This is a genomic window from Mucilaginibacter sp. JRF (genome assembly GCF_015223065.1).
In the GTDB taxonomy this organism is placed as follows: domain Bacteria; phylum Bacteroidota; class Bacteroidia; order Sphingobacteriales; family Sphingobacteriaceae; genus Mucilaginibacter.
This window is the reverse complement of the sequence record NZ_JADFBY010000001.1, coordinates 752,471-771,046: the sequence shown is the minus strand read 5'-3', so window position 1 is coordinate 771,046 and position 18,576 is coordinate 752,471. Positions and strand designations below refer to the sequence as shown.

General features: G+C 44.6%; 17 protein-coding genes. 5 read left to right on the top strand and 12 right to left on the bottom strand.

The features are described 5' to 3' along the window. The 5 genes from IM792_RS03145 to IM792_RS03125 are packed head-to-tail and all read right to left on the bottom strand — an operon-like array spanning window position 1 to window position 4,475. The gene (locus tag IM792_RS03145; protein ID WP_194100211.1) at window positions 1–834 is read right to left on the bottom strand and encodes an amidohydrolase family protein; all 834 of its coding nucleotides are present in this window, start codon (window positions 832–834) and stop codon (window positions 1–3) included. Continuing rightward, window positions 821–1,678 (bottom strand): fumarylacetoacetate hydrolase family protein, encoded by an 858-nt coding sequence (locus tag IM792_RS03140; RefSeq protein ID WP_194100210.1) that lies wholly within the window; start codon window positions 1,676–1,678, stop codon window positions 821–823. The genes IM792_RS03145 and IM792_RS03140 overlap by 14 nt, the downstream gene beginning before the upstream one ends. 15 nt (window positions 1,679–1,693) lie before the next feature. Beyond that, window positions 1,694–2,458 (bottom strand): SDR family oxidoreductase, encoded by a 765-nt coding sequence (locus IM792_RS03135; RefSeq protein WP_194100208.1) that lies wholly within the window; start codon window positions 2,456–2,458, stop codon window positions 1,694–1,696. Window positions 2,459–2,467: 9 nt separating this feature from the next. Next, window positions 2,468–4,132 (bottom strand): altronate dehydratase family protein, encoded by a 1,665-nt coding sequence (locus tag IM792_RS03130; protein WP_194100206.1) that lies wholly within the window; start codon window positions 4,130–4,132, stop codon window positions 2,468–2,470. Window positions 4,133–4,142: 10 nt separating this feature from the next. Then, window positions 4,143–4,475: an L-rhamnose mutarotase gene (locus IM792_RS03125; RefSeq protein ID WP_194100204.1), complete on the bottom strand. Its 333-nt coding sequence runs from the start codon at window positions 4,473–4,475 to the stop codon at window positions 4,143–4,145. 203 nt (window positions 4,476–4,678) lie between these two features. Here IM792_RS03125 and IM792_RS03120 point away from each other — a divergent pair, with 203 nt between their 5' ends. After that, a complete protein-coding gene (locus IM792_RS03120) occupies window positions 4,679–5,545 on the top strand; it encodes a helix-turn-helix domain-containing protein (RefSeq protein WP_194100203.1) in 867 nt (288 codons plus the stop codon). Window positions 5,546–5,612: 67 nt separating this feature from the next. Here IM792_RS03120 and IM792_RS03115 read toward each other — a convergent pair whose 3' ends face one another. Further along, complete coding sequence (locus tag IM792_RS03115; RefSeq protein WP_194100202.1) at window positions 5,613–7,163, bottom strand: choice-of-anchor I family protein; 1,551 nt, start codon at window positions 7,161–7,163, stop codon at window positions 5,613–5,615. Window positions 7,164–7,445: 282 nt separating this feature from the next. On the opposite strand from IM792_RS03115, the gene IM792_RS03110 reads away from it, so the two are divergent. Beyond that, window positions 7,446–8,429, top strand: coding sequence for an SH3 domain-containing protein (locus tag IM792_RS03110; RefSeq protein WP_194100201.1), 984 nt, complete (start codon window positions 7,446–7,448; stop codon window positions 8,427–8,429). Between the two features lie 2 nt (window positions 8,430–8,431). Here IM792_RS03110 and IM792_RS03105 read toward each other — a convergent pair whose 3' ends face one another. Continuing rightward, window positions 8,432–9,325 carry a pirin family protein gene (locus tag IM792_RS03105; protein ID WP_194100200.1) on the bottom strand — a complete coding sequence of 298 codons (894 nt, stop codon included), beginning with the start codon at window positions 9,323–9,325 and terminating at the stop codon, window positions 8,432–8,434. A 91-nt stretch (window positions 9,326–9,416) separates the two neighbouring features. Between IM792_RS03105 and IM792_RS03100 the strand changes: the two genes are divergently transcribed. After that, window positions 9,417–9,986 (top strand): hypothetical protein, encoded by a 570-nt coding sequence (locus tag IM792_RS03100; protein ID WP_194100199.1) that lies wholly within the window; start codon window positions 9,417–9,419, stop codon window positions 9,984–9,986. Between the two features lie 69 nt (window positions 9,987–10,055). On the opposite strand, the gene IM792_RS03095 is transcribed toward IM792_RS03100, so the two are convergent. The 5 genes from IM792_RS03095 to IM792_RS03075 form a co-directional block, all read right to left on the bottom strand. Next, entirely contained in the window at window positions 10,056–10,400 is a 345-nt protein-coding gene (locus IM792_RS03095; protein WP_194100197.1) for a phosphoribosylpyrophosphate synthetase, read from the bottom strand. A 148-nt stretch (window positions 10,401–10,548) separates the two neighbouring features. After that, on the bottom strand, window positions 10,549–10,983 hold the full coding sequence (locus IM792_RS03090; RefSeq protein WP_194100196.1) for a c-type cytochrome: 435 nt from the start codon (window positions 10,981–10,983) through the stop codon (window positions 10,549–10,551). Window positions 10,984–11,060: 77 nt separating this feature from the next. After that, a complete protein-coding gene (locus IM792_RS03085; protein WP_194100195.1) occupies window positions 11,061–11,906 on the bottom strand; it encodes an SDR family oxidoreductase in 846 nt (281 codons plus the stop codon). A 49-nt stretch (window positions 11,907–11,955) separates the two neighbouring features. Further along, complete coding sequence (locus tag IM792_RS03080; RefSeq protein WP_194100194.1) at window positions 11,956–13,041, bottom strand: DNA topoisomerase IB; 1,086 nt, start codon at window positions 13,039–13,041, stop codon at window positions 11,956–11,958. A 649-nt stretch (window positions 13,042–13,690) separates the two neighbouring features. Continuing rightward, window positions 13,691–14,800 carry a histidine kinase gene (locus IM792_RS03075; protein ID WP_194100193.1) on the bottom strand — a complete coding sequence of 370 codons (1,110 nt, stop codon included), beginning with the start codon at window positions 14,798–14,800 and terminating at the stop codon, window positions 13,691–13,693. 145 nt (window positions 14,801–14,945) lie between these two features. Here IM792_RS03075 and IM792_RS03070 point away from each other — a divergent pair, with 145 nt between their 5' ends. Beyond that, complete coding sequence (locus IM792_RS03070; protein WP_194100192.1) at window positions 14,946–15,656, top strand: LytTR family DNA-binding domain-containing protein; 711 nt, start codon at window positions 14,946–14,948, stop codon at window positions 15,654–15,656. A 106-nt stretch (window positions 15,657–15,762) separates the two neighbouring features. Further along, window positions 15,763–18,576: a TonB-dependent receptor gene (locus IM792_RS03065; RefSeq protein ID WP_194100191.1), complete on the top strand. Its 2,814-nt coding sequence runs from the start codon at window positions 15,763–15,765 to the stop codon at window positions 18,574–18,576.

Sequence of the window (18,576 nt, the reverse complement as noted above, 5' to 3'; positions counted from 1 at the left end):
TTATATATCTAAATTATAAAAATTGGCAGCGTTACCTCCCCAAAACAAATCCTGTTCATGCGGGGTAAGTTGCTGCACATACGTTTTAAGGCTTTGTATAACGCGGTTATAACCACCGGCTAATAAACTCACCGGCCAGTCTGACCCATACATCACCTTGTTAGCACCAAACGCGGTAAACACCACATCCAGATAAGGAACAACATCTTCCAGTTTCCAATGATACCAATCGGCCTCGGTACAAAAACCTGATACCTTGCAATATACATTATTGTACAACGCAATGGCTTCAATATCCTTTTTCCATTCATCAATTTCTCCGGCCTTAATATTGGGTTTAGCCAAATGGTCAACCACAAACTTTTGCTCCGGAAATTCGGTTACCAATTCAATAGCTTCCTTTAGTTGGTTATTACCGATGATAATATCATAAGTAAACCCATATGCCGCCAGTTTTGATATGCCTCGTTTAAACTCCGAGGTAAGCATAAAACCACCCGGCTCGGGCTGTACAATATGCCTGAAACCTTTGATCAATTTATATTGCTGATAATGGGCTAATCTTTCTTCAATATTATCTGCCCGTAAATCAACCCAACCAACAATCCCCTTAATAAAAGGAGTTGTTTTTGCCTGATCCAATAAAAATTCGTTCTCCGCTTCACTCTGATCAGCCTGTACCGCAATGCAGCCATCAATATTGTTATACTGCAATAGTTCCAATACATCGGCAGGTAAAAAATCGCGCTGAATTACCGCCATGTCGTCGGTTATCCAGGCCTCCTTTACCGGGTTATACAGCCAGAAGTGCTGGTGCGAATCAATTTTTTTCATACGCCACCACTTGCTGCCTTGCTGAACCCAGGCCATCAATGCCCAACTCCATCACATCACCTGGTTTAAGGTATACAGGCGGTTTAAAGCCAAGGCCTACACCCGCTGGCGTTCCGGTTGAAATTACATCGCCCGGCAGCAAAGTCATGAACTGACTTACGTACGATACAAGGAACGGTATATTGAATATCAGGTTCGATGTGCTGCCATTTTGCATGATTTCGCCGTTTACCTTAAGCCATAGTTTAAGGTTATTGATATCGCCCAGTTCATCGGACGTAGCCAAAAAAGGCCCCATTGGCGCGAATGTATCGCAGCCCTTGCCTTTATCCCAGGTACCGTTACGCTCCAGTTGAAACTCACGTTCAGATACATCATTATGCAGCACGTAACCGGCTATGTAATCAGCCGCTTCGGCTTCTTCAACATACGATGCCTTTTTGCCTATAACTACGGCCAACTCTACTTCCCAATCGGTTTTTACAGAGTTTTTAGGGATCACCACATCATCAAACGGACCAACCAATGAGGTGGTACTTTTAAAGAAGATAACCGGCTCGGGTGGTAGCGGCGCATCGGTTTCGTGCGCGTGATCGGCATAGTTAAGGCCTATACATACAATTTTTGATGGGCGTGCTATCGGGCTACCCAGGCGCTCGCTGTCGTCAATTTTTTCAAGCTTATCCTGATTATCTTTCAAATAAGCAGCTAATGATTCAATACCACCTGCTTCAAAAAACTGTTCGTTATAGTCAATCCCAAATCCGGCAGTGCTGTAATTAACACCATCAATTTGTACACCGGTTTTTTCGTGACCGGCGGCACCGTATCTTATTAATTTCATATATGCAGATCAGATCTAATTATTTAATGTTATAAAACCACCATCAATAGGGTAATCGGTGCCGGTTATAAAGCCCGATTCATCCGAGCATAAATATAAGGCGAGCGATGCCACCTCATCCGGTTTGGCCATACGGCCGATGGGTTGACTTTTTGATAGTTTTTCAAATATCTCGGCCTGGTTATCAGGGTAGTTCTTGGCTATAAAACCATCCACAAAAGGGGTGTGTACCCTTGCCGGCGATATGCTATTGCAGCGGATGTTAGCAGCCAGATAATCGCGGGCTACAGATAAGGTCATGGCGAAAATAGCGCCCTTACTCATAGAGTAAGCGAACCTGTCAGTAATACCAACGTGCGCGGCAATTGAGGCCATGTTTAATATTGCGCCAGCACCGTTTTGCTTCATCAGCGGAACTGCTGCGTACAAGCAATTGTAAGCACCTTTTATGTTCACCTGGTAAATACGATCAAAATCAGCCTCGCTGGTATTTTCCAGATTACCTACATGGGCAATGCCCGCGTTATTTACCAGTATATCAATTTTGCCTATGCTGCTGAAAATTGCTGTGATAGCAGCCTGATCGGTTACGTTACCGGCATGAGCTTGCGCTAAACCGCCAGCCTCATTTATTTCAGCAACCACACCGGCAGCTGCATCGGCATTAAGTTCGATGATATGTACGGCGGCACCTTGTTTGGCAAACAACAATGATATGGCCTTGCCTATACCGCTGCCGCCGCCTGTAATTACCGCTATTTTATTTTTTAAACTGAACATGGTTATAATTTATAATGATACCCCTCTTTTCCAGGGTATAAAATCGTCCTGACCTAATTTTACAGCTTTTGGCATGATATTTCCGCTGGCTACATCTATTACATAGTTAAGCATACGCTCGGCAGCCTGCGCTATGGTTTCTTCCCCTTCAATGATGGTACCACAGTTAATATCAATAATATCGGGCATGCGTTTGTACAAGGCAGTATTAGTAGCCACCTTGATAACCGGCGTTACCGGGTTACCCGTTGGCGTACCTAAACCGGTGGTAAATAACACAACATTCGCTCCCGAGGCTACCTCGGCGGTTGTACTCTCTACATCACTGCCCGGTGTGCATAGCAGGTTAAGGCCTGGTTTGGTTACCTTCTCTGGATAATCAAGCACTGCTGCTACCGGCGATGTGCCACCCTTTTTAGCCGCACCTGCTGATTTGATGGCATCGGTGATCAATCCATCCTTTATATTACCCGGTGATGGGTTGGCATAAAAGCCTGAACCATCAGCCTCGGCGCGGGCGTTGTAAGTACGCATCAGGTGCATGAATTTTTCGGCCGTTGGTACATCAACACAACGGTCGCTCAGCTCCTGCTCAACCCCGCACAACTCCGGAAATTCGGCCAGAATAACGCTCCCGCCCAAGCTCACCAATATATCCGACAAATAACCCAGCGTTGGATTAGCCGATATACCCGAAAAACCATCAGAACCGCCACACTCCAAGCCTATGCAAAGCTTTGATAGTGGTGCGGGTTGTCTTTCAGCTTTGTTGGCTTCAATTAACCCGGCAAAGGTTTGTTTTAGGGCTTGCTGCAATAAGGTGCTTTCGGTACCCAGTTGCTGTTGCTCTAAAATATATAACGGCTTGCTAAAGTTAGCATCGCGTTTAGCTATCTCATTACGTAAAATACTGGCCTGCGCATGCTGGCAGCCTAAGCTTAACACCGTTGCACCTGCTACGTTAGGGTGTGTTATATACCCTGCAAGCAGTCCGCAAAGCGCATCCGAATCAATACGTGTGCCGCCGCAACCCATATCATGATTGATGAATTTTATACCATCAATATTAGCAAACAGCTTGTTAGCCGTTTTATTTTCAGGAGTCAACTCCAGGTCGGCCTGTAATATTTCTTCAACCGATTGGCCGGTGCGATACATATCAACCAGTTTATCAACCTCGCTGGTATACCCTCGCGGCTTGGTAAAACCCAGCTTTTCGGTTAGGGCTTCTTTCAGCACGTTGATGTTACGGTTCTCGCAAAATACCAGCGGAATAACCAGCCAGTAATTGCCAGTACCTACCGAGCCATCGGCACGGTGATAGCCCATAAACGTGCGCTCCTCAAACGCAGATACATCCGGCTTGTGCCATTCGGTTTTACGGTCACCTAACTGGTATTCGCCCGCGGCATGTATCACATTGTCAACCGTAATGGCTGTGCCTTTTGGTATGGGTTGATTAGCTTTGCCAACCAGCACTCCGTACATAAATATTTCATCGCCCACATTCAGATCGCTAATGGTAAACTTATGTTTGGCAGCAACCGGGGTAGCAAGCAAAAAAATGTTACCGTTAAACTGTACAGGCGTATCAACAGCAAGGTCGGTTAAGGCAACCAACACATTATCGGCAGGATGTATTTGTATATAGGTTATATAATTACTGTCGGGCATTTTGGTGTTTTTACTTCAATTCAAATATCTTATCCATCAGCATCCATTTTTCGCCGGGTTTTGCCTGCGGCATGGGTTTCTGGAATTCCCACATCAGGTTTTCCCACTCCTGTACTTTTGGATTATTTGCGTCAGCTTCTGCCTTCGCTTCAAAACTAAAGTTATCATCGGCTTCCACTATCATGAACAGTCTGCTGGCAAAGCGGTATATCTCCATGTTGATGATCCCGCTGCCGGTAATACTGTCTAACACTTCCGGCCAAACTTTTTTGTGCCAATCGTCATAAGCTGCTATCAGGCCGGCATCGTCATACAGATCAATAGTAAGGCAATATTTTTTCACGTGTTTTGTGGATGGTTTAATAATAACCCCGATTATTAAGGGAGGTTTTATAAAAGTAACATTACAAATAAAGGTAAAGGCCTAAATTAAAAGTTATTGTTTTTTGTCCTATTATTAAGCGATATTGTATCGCACAAGGTTTAGTTTTTGTTTAGCAAGTATTTTACGCTTATTTTATACCTTTATGAATCTATCATAACGTAATGAAACCCCAACTATTAAAAGTATCTACCAATATTGTGCACTCCTTTAGCGCCCGGCGCGATACGGAGCCCGATGTAAACAGCCACTGGCATTACCACCAGGAGGCCGAACTGGTTTATTTTAAAAGCGGTAGCGGCACCCAGTTTATAGGCGACAGTATTGAACATTTTAAAACCGGCGATGTGGTGCTGGTTGGCGCTAACCTGCCCCACTACTGGAAGTTTGATGACGAATATTTTGCCGAAGGCCCATCAGCAGCTGATGTATTTGTGGTGCACTTTAACGAGAACTTTTGGGGCGATGTATTTTTGAACCTGCCCGAGAATAAGGCCATAAAACAAACGCTTGATAATGCCAAACGCGGCATCAGGCTTACTGATGATGTGGATGAACAGATAGGCAGGCTGATAGAAAAGATCATACACCATGAAGGGCCTGCCAAAATAATGCTGCTGATGCAGGTACTTACCGAATTGGGCAGCCACCCGCAGCGGCAGGCACTGGCCTCAATGGGCTTTCATTATAACTTTCAGGAAGCGGAGAAGAATCGCATCAATGCTATTTATAATTATACCATCGCTAACTTCAAAAACAAAATCAAGTTAGATGAGATAGCCGCCATTGCCAATGTGAGTCCTAACTCATTCTGCCGTTTCTTTAAATCGCGCAGCCATAAAACTTACTCGCAATTTATTAATGAGATACGGGTTGGCCACGCCTGTAAACTACTAATCGACAATCAACTCAACGTTAAGGAGATATGTTACGAAAGCGGCTTTTATAACTTTGCCAGCTTTCATAAATACTTTAAGCAAATAACGGGTAAAAGTCCGTTAGGATATCAGAAAACCTTTGTGCGCAACTAAATATCCGTATACAAAAAATGCCCGCATTACACGGGCATTTTTCAGTTATATATAAGGTTTAAGTATATTAAATTGTGTTCGGGGTGTAAACCTTTACTACACCATCGTTCTCGCTGCTCACTACTAACAAGCTCTTTTTGGTAGGGCTGTTTTTAGCCGGGATGAATAATACACCTTCGGGCGCATCACCACATTTAAAGAATTGCAGGAATGATGGCTTGGTTGGATCGGTAATATCGTAAACCGCAACAGCATCAGCACGTTCCATGCCTACAAAGGCTACGGTTTTGTTGCCAACCTTACCAACGGTTATACCTTCAGGCTCAACTGATTTATCGTCGCTACGGCCATCATCATAAGCATTGGCTGCAATGGCTTTAACATCAAGCTCGTTCTTGCTATCAAAAACCTGGGCACCTGTATTACCATTCCATACGCTGAAAGAACGTGCACCGAATGAATATAGCGCTTCGTACCTACCGTCGCCATTAGCATCGCCAAGGGTTTTAGTTACGTTTAAACGACCTAATTTTGCTTCCGTTTGCAGGTCAGCAGCGTTAGGGAAAGCGGCGGGATCAAGCGTTAATTTACCTATACGCTCAGCCTCAACAAAGGCATCGTACTCACGTGCGTCACCTTCGTTTGCGGTGAACAGGTATGGCGTACCGTTCGACTCATATAAAGCGATACCATCAGGCATATAAACACCTTTAACATTCCATTTAGCTAAGGCCATGCTACCGCCATCTTTATCACTTACGTTGATCTCGTTACCATCAGTATTATAATCTTTAAAACCAAGCGGAAAAATATCGGTAATGGTTTTTGTGGTCAGGTTGATCTTGGCTATACCGTTGTTCTCCTGTAATGTTACCCAGGCAGTTTTTGAATCAGATGATATGGTGATGTATTCCGGCTCGATGTTTTTGGCAAAATCATTAGTAACGCCCGGGCCAAAAATACGGAAGCCTTTAGCGGTAAGCTCTGCTTCTTTGCTTGCAAATGATGCGAAATTACGGGTAGTTACCGCGTAGTTATTGTCAACCTCGATAATTGATATTGAACCTTCCGGATCATTGGTAAAATCGGTATTAGGTTCGCCCTCGTTAGCAGTCAGTATGAATTTACCATCAGGTGAAAAGGTAACCATATCAGGCAACGCGCCTACGTCTACCTTTTTGATCTCGGTATAATCGCTGGTTTTAAAAACAGCAACCTTACCGTTGGCCTGCTTATCGGTTGATTCAATAGCGGCAGCAAGTTTACCATCAAAAACCGCCACACTGTTTACCGCGCCGCCGTAAGGCTGCATGCTAATAGAGTGGATCAGTTTCATATTCTTCGGATCGCTGAAATCAAGTACATCAATGCGATTAACATCGCCCTTGGTTTCATCGTTATTTACAACGAATAAACGGTTGGTTGATGGATCGAACGCTGATATCTCGGCAGCGCCTACGTCGCCAATATCAATTGAACCGATTTCGGTAAAGGTAGCCGGGTCCTCATTCACAAAGAACTCCTCCTCCGGCTTCTCAGTACCCGAATCAGATTTTTCTTTTTTACAGCTTACAAAGCCGATAGCTAATAATGAGATAAAAAGTAAAGGATATTTCATAGTTTGAACTTAAAGTTAAACACCAAAACTATGCGCGCATTGTTAAGCTAATTACCTCTGGGTATTAAGGTTTTGTTAACCCATGTTAACAGCGAAATAACCGTGTTTACACGGTGCCATAAGCGTGTTTTTACTTTGGCAAACGGCCATTTTTTGAGTATATTAGCATTACAATTTACAACCGGTTATTCTGCCCCCTTTTTCCCAAACGTTACCAACCCAAACTTTATATCATTACTCGCAGGGCTCGCCCTGCTTTTTTTACTTATTATCTTACACATCATGACCACTAAACTCGGATTCACTAAAATGGATATTCAGGAGTTTGAAACCTGGATAACCTCACTAAAGGTTGCACGCACCATACTTACTGTACAGCAGCATCACACCTACAACCCCGCGTATGCTCAATTTAAAGGGAACAATCACTTTGAACTGCAAAAGGGTATGAAAGATTACCACATTAACCATAATGGCTGGGCTGATATCGGGCAGCATTTCACCACCTTTCCGGATGGAACGATACTTACCGGGCGCTCGCTCGAAAAATCACCGGCCTGCATAACCGGTCAAAATGCCAATGCTATTTGTATTGAGCATTTGGGTAATTTTGATACCGGTAAAGACAACATGACCATTGAGCAGCGCGATACCATAGTACGCATGACGGCCAAGCTTTGTACCCGCTTTAGCTTACCGGTAAATACCAACAGCGTTGTATACCACCATTGGTTTGACCTGAGCAGCGGCCAGCGCAACAATGGTAGCAAGAACAACAAAAGCTGCCCCGGTACCGCGTTTTTTGGCGGCAATAAGGTGAGCGATTGCCAGGATAAGTTTTTGCCCTTGGTATCAATAATCACTCAGCCTACGGCACAACTAACCGGGCAGATCATTAAATACGCTATGGTTACCGCAGATACATTGAATATACGCACCCAACCCGATGCCAACAGCCCCAAGGTTACCGACAGGGCAGCCGTTACGTTAGGCGCGGTATTACGTGTTTATGAGGAAAAGAATGGCTGGTACCGAATATCAACAAGTCAGCAACAATGGGTGGCGGCTAAATATACGGTTGATGCTAAGCTGGCCACCGTATCAACCAATACCCTGAACGTGCGCAGCGGACCGGGCACATCATTTGATAAATCGGGCGCGTTCGCTAAGGGGCAGGAGTTATTTACTGTTGAACAGCAGAATAACTGGAGCCGCATAGCTATGGACAATAAATGGGTAAGCAACGTTTTTTTAGATTTTAAGTAAGCTTACTTAAACTTTATCCCCCTTGGTTCGGGCGGTAAGGGTATAAAATCTGTTTCACCGGGCACAGGGGCAAACTGTTGATCGCGCCATTTTTGCTTGGCCTGGTCTATCAGTTCCTGGCTGGTGGCTACAAAGTTCCAGTATATAAAACGGTCTTCGGGGAATGGCTCTCCGCCAAAAAAGTAAATGGTTGTACCCGCTGCCATTGTGAACTCGCATAGCTGGCTATTTTTAGCCACCAATAACTCTTTAGGCTGATAGGTGGTGCCATCACTTGAAATACTACCTTCTAAAATATACAGGCCACATTCGCCATAAAGCTGATCGCTAATTTTTACAGCTTGCTCACTATCGCTTTTTAGTTCTAAAAAATAAAGCGGACTATAAACCGGTACCGGCGATGTTTTACCGGCAAACTCACCGGCAATTAATTTATAATGCACTCCATCCTGCTCCCATTCAGGCAAGTCGGTGTTTTCCGCATGGTAAAACTCGGGCTCCATTTGTTCCAGGTGTTTAGGCAGAGCGACCCAGATCTGCAAGCCGTGCAATTGCTTTTCGGATGCGCGGAGATATTCGGGGGTACGTTCGGAATGGGCTACGCCTTTACCGGCAGTCATCCAGTTTACCTGGCCGGGTTTTATCTCCATCTCGGTACCCATGCCATCCTTATGTATCATAGCACCCTCGAACAAATAAGTTAATGTTGACAGGCCAATGTGCGGATGCGGAGCGATATCAAAATTTTGATATTCACTTAACTTGGCAGGCCCCATATGATCGATAAATATAAATGGCCCAACCATACGCTTACTACTAAAAGGCAGTAACCGGCCTACTAAAAAGTTACCAATATTGCGGGGGCGTTCTTCAATAATGAGGCTGATGTTTGACATGGCGATGTTGTATAAATGCACCTGCAATTTACCAATTTATCAAAAGTGTTTTTAGCAGATTTTTGTAATATTGGGTTCAGAGGCAAGTATCATGCTTACACAAAGCGAACTTATTAAACACATATCGGGCACCATCGGCAAAGCACGGGTATTATCGCTCACACAACTCATGCGCGAGCATAAATTCCCGTTGCCCGAATTGATAGATGTTACCTTTCATTCGGATAAAAATATCGCCTTCAGGGCATCATGGCTGCTTGAAAATTTACTGATAGCTGATACTGAGCACTATTGTGATGATCTGCCCTATCTGCTTCAACGTTTCCCTGAAGTTAACTACCCCAGCAGTCAGCGGCATTTTGCCAATATCATGATCAGGCTAACAGGCTCAAAAGCTCTGGCAAGCATAAAGGCAATGTTAGCTGAACAAAACCTGGAACCTATAGTTGAAAAGCTTTTTGATTGGTTGATTGACCCGCAAATACTGGTCGCGGTTAAAGCATCATCGGCAGAAGCATTGCTTAACATGAGCAACCGTTATGATTGGATAGCCGACGAACTGGCCAACCAAATGGAGTTTTTAATGCGCGATGGCACAACCGCCATACAAGCACGCGGCAAAATGATATTGAATAAACTCAACAGCCGTAAAATAAAATAGCGACGGATGTTATGCCCGTCGCTATTTTATTAATAAAGCCCTTTTATTTTTCAGCTTCAGTTTGAAGCATTAGGCTTTAGGTCTGTCCTCGCCGTGCAAATGCTCACTCACCTGGTTGTGGTGCAGCTTGGCGATCAGCCCGGAGGTGGCGTTATCGGCATAAACACCATAGGCATTTACCAATACGCCTTTTAAGTTATATTTTTCGGAACTGATGGCGTAAACAATCGATGTATCCGATGGGTTACTGGCACCCTCAAAACGGTAAAATTCATCAATCTCAAACTCATCGGGCAGCATTTCAATGCCACGTTCCTTATCATTTACTGAGTCTTCATCCATACTCAGGTTAGCAGTATATCCTCTTTTTAACAGATCGTTAGTGGCATCCACTAATGTTTCGTAGTTTTCCATGGCAGTGTATGTTTAGTGATAATATAGCAACCTGGTTGATGGCCGCTTTATATATACTATAACCTGTTTAACACGCCCGTTGTTTTAGTTTTTTACTACTAATTAATGATCCGTATACGAAATTATCTACGTAGGCAAAACTTATTGCTTAATCTTTTTTCTTGTTAGCAGGCTCAACTTCGGGATGAGCATTGCCACGGTGGCAGCTATTGCAGTTCACGCCTTCTTCGGCCATCATACCCAGCTCATTCTTTTTAGCGTGGAAATATTTTTTGTTAAGCATGGCAGTCATTTTATACATGCTGCGGGCCATCTCCTTTTCGGGCTTGGCATCATTGGCCCAGTCCATTTTTTTGGTTGCTGTATCGCGCACGTGGCAAAAGCTGCAACGTACACCCAGGGCATGCTCCCACTCCTCCATTACCTCGTGCATTTGGTCTTCGGTAATGTTTTTGGGTAATACCTTCAGGTTCTTGAATTTCTTTTCTTCGGCGGGAGCTTCTGTTCTGAACGACATCATGGAGGTAGCCGCCACAACCGACAGTAAACCAATGGTGATAAATGCTTTTTTGCTGATAAACATATTATGGTGTGATTGAGAAGTAAATATAATAAGCTACCCGCAATTTTAAGCCCGATACCATAAATATACCAATACTGTTACAATGACTGATGTTGAGCTAATAATTGCAGACTTAACTGCCATAGTTTTTCGCGCGCGGCAGCATCATTAGCAATTGACGATACCTTTGCCGGTTTACATTTCTTGAAGTATAAGCCGCTTTTAGCGTGCAGGGTATTTTGAGTAGCCAGGTATACCGATGTTTCCGCGCCTTGCTCGGCCGAGATCATGAACGGACGGGCAAGCGAAAGCAGGAACCCCGCAATACCCTTAGTGCCAGTACCGAATGATGTATTTACCACACCCGGATGCACCGCGAATGCCGTGATACCTTTATCCTTATATTTTTCGGCGATTGATTTAGTGAAGTAGATATTGTAAAGCTTGGCAGTACCATATACTTTCATGGGTGAATAAGCTGCTTCGCAATTAATATCGTTAAAAGCAGGTTTGCCAATTCGATGCGCTTCTGAACTAAGGCTGATCACTCGCGCCTGCCCTTTCTCTAACAAAGGCAACAAATGCTGAAACAAGGCAAAGTGGCCTAAGTGATTTACGGAAAAAGTCATTTCAAAACCATCCTTACTCAACTCACGCTGCGGAAACATGCCCCCGGCGTTGTTGATCAATACATTAATGGCAAACAGTTTACTTTTCAGTTTTTCGGCAGCGGTATAAATACTGTGCAAATCGGCCAGGTCGCACTTAACACAAAATATTTCCTTGTTGCCGGTTTGTTCGGTTAGCTGCCGCACCAATTCATCACCTTGTACTACATCCCGAACTAAAAGATATAAGCCATGTCCTTTTTTTGCGAGAGCCAGGGCTGTTTCTTTACCAATACCTGATGTTGCACCGGTTATTATTGTAGTTATTGCTGCCAATGGATGGATGTTAAATTGTGATAAGTAAATATAAAGGCTATCTGCCTGTTTAGCTTGCCTGAGCCAGCTTTTCGTTTTCGAGTATATGTAGCAGGGCTTTTTCGGCAGTGGTAAGTTCTGATGCCTTTACATCTTTTTCCTCATCCAAATGGCTGATGTATTTTGATAAGGTACCATCCTCATAGCTCTTAATTACCGATGGATGCACATAGTACTTTTTACATACCGTACGGGTGTTACCTAAAACAACTGCCACTTCATCCAACACACTAACTATCTTCTTTTTACACTCCGAAGCATTATCAAACTCCCCCGCTTGCCTAAAAGCGAACAGCGCACTCACACTACCTGCCCAGGTACGGAAATCCTTAGCGGTAAAATCCTCACCAGTAATGTTTTTGAGATAGGTATTAATATCGCCCGAATCAATGGTGCAGCGGTTGCCATCCTCATCGTAAAACTGAAAAAGCTCCTTGCCCGGTATATCCCGGCATTGCTTAACCAGCCTTGCCAGTCTTTTGCTTTGTAGTGATATTTTTTGATAGACGCCCTTTTTACCCTTAAATTCAAAACGCATATTCGAGCCTTCAATTTTCACATGCTTATCCTGCAAGGTAGTAAGTCCGAATGAACCATATAGCTTTTTGTACGATTCATTACCTACACGTATGCTGGTCAGCTCCATCAGCCGTACAACCAGAGCCACCACCTTTTCGTAACCCAGATTACGGCGGGCAAGGTCTTTATCTACCTGTTCACGTATAGTTGGTAAATGCGCGGCAAAGGTTTGCAGGCGATAGTATTTTGATTGATTACGTATCTTATTCCATTCCGGGTGATAGCGATATTGCTTACGGCCCGCGGCATCAACACCTGTAAATTGTAGGTGTCCGTTTTCGTGAGGTGATATCCATACATTGGTGTATGCAGGCGGTATAACCAATTTGGTAAACCTCGTTATCAGCTCCTTATCCTTAACTAATGCGCCATCTACATCATAATAACTCCACCCCTTACCCGATTTCTTACGTGTGTACCCGGGCATAGTATCAGCCACATATCGCAAGCCCACAGCCTTAGCGGTCACCTTTGGGTCGCGACCAATTTTTTCGAGTTTTTGTTGAAGACGGTTCATTGTTAGTTTGATAATGTAGTAACAATGATGGGGTGGTTAAGTTTGGAGCTTCTATTATTGAACTGATTATAATACTTTACACCAGCACAAACCGTAAATAACCTCTATTACCGGCATCAGAAATGCCCGGAGCAGCAGAAGCCTTGCCAAAGCAGAAACTTTCACCGGGCAGGGCGTAGCCGGCGATTTTTGTTTCTTTTGATCGCTCAAAAGAAATTCAGGACAGGTAATGAAGCGATTTTAGATAGTGCTTTGATTAAGGGTTATACTTTAATGAAAGTTAGCCTGCTCTTGGCCGCAGAGGCCAGTTACTTTGTCTTAGACACAAAGTAACCAAAAGTCAAGGCAGAAAAAACCTTCCACCCACAGGCCATACTCCTTGGCCCGGTTTTCTGCCAGGCCTACGCTCTTTTTATTGTACTTTGTGTCATTTCGACGAGGTACGAGAGAGAAATCTGTCGCTTGATTATTAACGTGTGCAGATTTCTCCTCCGTCGAAATGACAAAATTGAAATAAAAAACACGTCATTGCGAGGCACGAAGCAATCTCTTTAGGACATTCTTCAAGACAAGTCGCTCGAGGATTGTTTCGTTTCTCCAATGACGCGGATATTAAAGTCCTCCCCTTCGGGGATGATTTAGGAGGGGTTTACTCCAACTCAATATTTAACTGCGCGGTAAACAACAAACCGTTATTTTCAATACGCAAACTATGCTTTTGCGGGTAAAGTATAGCCAAACGGCGACGAAGATTTTTTAGTCCGATACCGCTGTTGTCCTCTTTGTTTTCTGATTTTATGAAGCTGTTGATCACTGTAAAATGCAGCGTATTGGTTTGCTGATTTACTTTTAATTGTATCAGGATGCTTGCGTTTTCGTTTTCTTCGGTGCCGTGTTTAAAGGCGTTTTCAACTAAAGCGATGAGCAGCATGGGGTCTATCATGTTGTCTCCGTAATTTTCGTCAAGTTCGGTAGCTACTGATACCTCATCGCCAAAGCGAAGCATTTGCAGATCGATGTAGCTTTTCAGGTATTCTACTTCTTTTACCAATGGCACCTTGTTATCGTCGCTTTCGTAAAGCATATAACGCATCAGTTGCGACAGGTTGATAATGGCGGGTTCCATCTGCTCCGACCGTTTGCGGGCCAGCGATGTAAGGTTGTTCAGTATATTAAATAAAAAGTGAGGGTTGATCTGCGAGCGTAAAAAGTTCAGCTCGGTACGCAGGTGCACTGTTTCACGCTCCTTTAAAGCCTGCTGGCGTTCGGCATTATTGAGCAACACCAAATAACAAAAGCTGCACAACACCGCTATAAAGGGTGACAGTATGGGTATAAAAGCGCCAGGCCCTCCCCAGCGTGGCCCAAAGTGTTGTTGGGGTGGCTGATCCATGCCCGATGGCGGCTGCATACGGCGCATACCTTCTTCGGCGTGGCGTATGAACTCCTCGTTGGGTTTAGGTGGTTCGCTGCGGGTGGTGTACCAGCAAAACCAATAGGCTGCAAACAGTACCAGCAATCCTAAAATATATAAAAACCAGCCTTTACGCTGCAATAGCGGATAAACGGCATACGTATGCAGGTAAAAAACCACCAACAATAAACTGTTAAGAATTACCACATGGGTTATAAAGCGGTACCTGATAGCCTCGGGCACGTTTAGGGGCGAAGTAGCCAACGGCAGCAACAGCAATAAAACCCATACCAACAACGGAAGCATCTTATACACACCGGGTTTCAACGTAATATTATTATCCATTATCCAAATAAACCTATAATGATTTGCAGATGCTAACATACTCGACGAAAGGCAGCATTGTAGCGACGAACACGTTAAATAATGTTAAAACATCTGTTTATGTGCGCCAAACGCTTTTACTTTGGCTTATTAACTTTTTGTAGGTATGCGTTGTATAATTATTGATGATGAGCCACTGGCCCTTGAACTGCTTGAGGATAACATTAAATATGTTGATGGTTTACAATTGGTGGCAAGCTGCCGCTCGGCAGCGCAGGCTATGCAGGTAATGCACGAGCAGCAGATAGACCTGATATTTTGCGATATACAAATGCCCGGCATCACCGGTTTGCAACTCGTTAAAAGTATGGTGCAAAAGCCGCTGGTTATATTTATTACCGCCTACAACCAATTCGCTGTTGATGGCTTTGAGCTTGATGTGGTCGACTATCTGCTTAAACCGGTACCGCTTGAACGCTTTTTAAAAGCATGCAGCAAGGCTCAAACCATCTTTGATCAGCAACGTCGCCTGGCTAATGATATAGCCGGCAAAAACCGCGATCATCTTTTTGTATATGCCGATTATAACCTGGTACGTTTAAGTCACCACGAGATAACGCATATTGAGGGATTAAAGGATTACGTAAAACTATACCGCGAAGGGCAGCCCAAGCCCCTACTGTCCCGCATGACCATCAAAGCGTTGGAGGAGCAATTACCTGCTGATCGTTTTTATCGTACCCATAAGTCATTTATCGTTAACCTTGATCATGTACAATCCATACGTAAAGGGCGCATTAAGATAGGTACTGCCGAAGTGCCTTACAGCGACAATTATCGTGATGTTATCGGCAGAATGACGGGAAAAGCCGTTTAAAACTGCGGCACAAGGGGCTTATTCGTCTACAAAAAAAGCTGCCTTATCTCATTTATTTTATAGTAGTACTGCTTAACTGCAACTTAGGGCATACCCTGATAAGTTGATGAAGCAAAAACTACTATTGATCTCCATTTTTTACGCCTTAGCCACCACCGTTGCTTACGGGCAGCAAACTACTAAGGATAAGCTAAAGAAAACCAAGATCGACCATTTCTTTACCTGTTCGCTCGACCAGTTCATGGATACCATTGCGAACAGGCTCGATATTACCATCGTGTTTGAGCGCGATTCGCTCTCCAGGATGGATGTCAATGAGCATTTCTTTAACGAATCTATGCAGGCGGTGCTCAAACAGGTTTGCCGCGAAAACGATCTGCAATACTGGATAGAGAATGACGGCACGGTTTATATACTGCAACAGCCCGACGATCTGCCCCGGTTACAGCAATTATACAAACTACAGCAAACAGCCCGCAATTTTACCCCAAAACGCATACCCGAAGCTAAACATGCGCCAAAGCATTTCATGTTCGCGCTTAGCGGGCGAGTTACCGACCAAAAAACAGGCGAGGCTTTGCCGGGCGCTACCGTAAAGGTTAGAGGTACCGAGCTGGCCGGACAAACCAATACCAGCGGCAACTTTACTATTCTGAATATACCATCAGATACATCGGTAGTTGAGGTAACCTTTGTGGGCTATCAACCCGATTATTTCAGGCTGGATAGCAGCAGCGTTAAAAGGCAGGTAAGCTATGGCCTGTTCCCGGCCATGAACAATACCATTAGTGAGGTAAACATTACCGGTCGAAAGAAAGGAGTGTTGAATACCGATAGCCGTAAAGTAAGCGTACTGCAACTTACCCCTGCCGCGCTTAACAAATTACCCAACATTGGCGAGCGCGATATTATGCGTGCCTTCCAGCTGATGCCTGGCGTAAGCGCTACTAACGAGTCATCATCAGGCGCTTATGTGCGTGGCGGTACGCCCGATCAAAACCTAGTGACCTTTGATGGCTTCACCGTTTACCAGGTTGATCACTTATATGGCTTTTTCAGTGCCTTTAACAGCAATGCCGTACGAGATGTGGAATTATACAAAGGCGGTTACTCGGCCAAATACGGCGGTCGCCTATCCAGCGTGACCGAAATACGTGGTAAGGATGGCAATAAAAAGGAAGCCAACATAGGCGGCGATCTGAGCTTACTGAGCACTAATATTTATGCCGAAACACCTATCGGCGAAAAATCATCGGCATTGGTAGCCTTCAGGCGATCATATCAGGGACCGCTATACGACAAAATTTTTGGACAGTTCAATACTTCAACTGCCAACAATGGCCCCGGAGGGAGTGGTGGCCCTACCGGCGGAGCGGGTGGAGGAATGGGAGGCGGACCGGGCGGGTTCGCCAACCAAACCACCCCATCATCCTACTTTTACGATCTGAATGCCAAGTACAACTACGCCATCAATGGCTCAAATAATATAAGCTGGAGTTTTTATAACGGCGCCGATAAGCTGGATAATAGCCGGGAGATGACGCTTCCATCCTTCCAAACATCATCGGGCGGGTCGCTTAACATTAACGATAATACCCATTATGGCAATACCGGCAGCAGTTTAAAATGGACTACATCGGCAGGGCAATTATTTGGCTCTACAGTGGCCAGCTACTCGGGCTTTTTTAGCGATCGTAACCGTGGTACTACAGGTACTATTACTGATAGTAATACCACAACTACTATTAACAATGGCATCCTCGAAAAAAATAAGCTGCGCGATTTCAGCCTGAAATCAGACTGGGAATGGCAGATAGTATCACCATTAAAAGTCAATTTTGGCGGCTTTGCAACAAGGCAATCTATTGATTATACCTATGTTCAAAATGATACTACCTCGCTGATCGATCAGCACAACAGCGGTATAACAGCAGGTGGTTTTGTTGAGCTGGAGATAGACCCTAATGATAAACTGCATATTCAACCGGGTTTCCGTACCACATACTTTACGCCAACGGCTAAAATGTATTATGAGCCGAGGCTGTCATTAACCTACAAACTTACCGACAGGATAACTGTAAAAGGCGCTACCGGCCGCTATTATCAGTTTACCAGCAAAGTAACCCGTGAGGATGTTGCCGGCGGCGACCGAAACTTTTGGGTACTGGCCAATGACCAGAACATTCCGGTTGGCAAAGCCGATCACTTTATTGGTGGCATTGGTTACGAAACCAACGACTGGCTTTTTGATGTAGAAGGCTATTACAAAAAGCTTAGCGGATTAACCGAATACTCTATACGCCAGCAAGGCGGCGGCATGGGTATGGGTGGTCCGTTTGGCGGCGGCAATACCACTACCACAATTACCGAGAACTTTTACAACGGATCGGGCTATGCCAAAGGCTTGGAGTTCTTGTTACAGAAAAAAGCGGGCATGTACAACGGCTGGTTAAGCTATACCCTTGCCGAAGCTAAAAACAAGTTCGACAACTATGGCACCGACTATTTCCCGGCCAATCAGGATATTACCCATGAGTTTAAGGCCGTGAACATGTATCACTGGCAGCGCTGGAGCTTCGCGGCAACATTCATATTCAGCACCGGGCACCCGTATACCGCGCCGGTGGGTACTTATACCATCAACACATTGGATGGTAACAAGATCAACTACCTGTCAGTAAGTGCTAAAAACGGTGAGCGTTTGCCTGCCTACCACCGCCTCGATCTATCAGCCACTTATGATCTGTTACGTACCGATGGCAGTAAGAAAGGCAGCCTGGGTTTCTCTTTCTTCAACGCTTACAACCACGTTAACACCTGGTACAACGAGTATTACATACGCAACAACCAGGTGATCACCACGGTGGTAAAATACCTGGGCTTTACCCCTAACGTTACGCTAAGCCTTAATTTAAAATAA